Here is a 709-nt window from a genome sequence, read left to right as displayed (position 1 = left end):
ACCCGCGGCTTCACCTACTGGCTGCTCGGCACCCTCGGCGGCGCCCGGTGGGAGGGGGTGACCGTCACCGTCCTGATCATCCTGGCCGGGGTCGTCGCCATCCAGTTCTTCGCGCCCGCCCTCGACGCCTTCACCTTCGGGTGGGACTCCGCGACGGCCCTGGGCATCAACGTCACCGCGGCCCGGATCTGGCTGATGGTGCTGACCTCGGTCATCACTGCCGCCGCCGTGGCCGCCTCCGGAGCGATCGGCTTCATCGGACTCCTCATCCCGCACGGCGTCCGCATCGTGACGGGCCCGACGCACCGTTCCCTGCTCCCCCTGTCCGCGATCACCGGCGCCGTCTTCCTCGTCTGGGTCGACGTGTTCGCGCGGACGGCGTTCGCCCCCCACGAACTGCCCGCCGGCGTCATCACCGCCCTCCTCGGCGCGCCCGCGTTCGCGCTGGTCCTGAAGCGTCTGGAGGCCTGATCTGCTCGCGGGGCTGCGGAAGCCCGAGACCGGAACCGTCCGTTATGACGACACCAGCCTGAGCGACCTCGGCCGCCGGGTGCTGGCCCGACGGCTCGCCGTCGTCGAGCAGGACGTGGCCGCCCACCACCAGGTCACCGTCCGCCAGGTCGTGGAACTCGGTCGCACCCCGTTCCGCGGCCGCTTCGACGCGCTCACCGAGCGCGACCGGCGGATCGTCGACGAGGCGCTCGAACGG

General features: G+C 72.2%; 1 protein-coding gene. It reads left to right on the top strand.

Going from position 1 to position 709, the window contains the following annotated elements; all coding sequences use genetic code 11:
• On the top strand, positions 1-471 hold a 471-nt coding region (locus tag OO47_RS32995; protein WP_030223546.1), incomplete at its 5' end, for a FecCD family ABC transporter permease.
• Positions 472-709 lie beyond the last annotated feature (238 nt).

It is taken from the genome of Streptomyces bikiniensis (assembly GCF_000716625.1).
In the GTDB taxonomy this organism is placed as follows: Bacteria; Actinomycetota; Actinomycetes; order Streptomycetales; family Streptomycetaceae; genus Streptomyces; species Streptomyces bikiniensis.
Note: the sequence above shows the minus strand (reverse complement) of the source record. Positions and strands in the feature narration are given on the sequence as shown.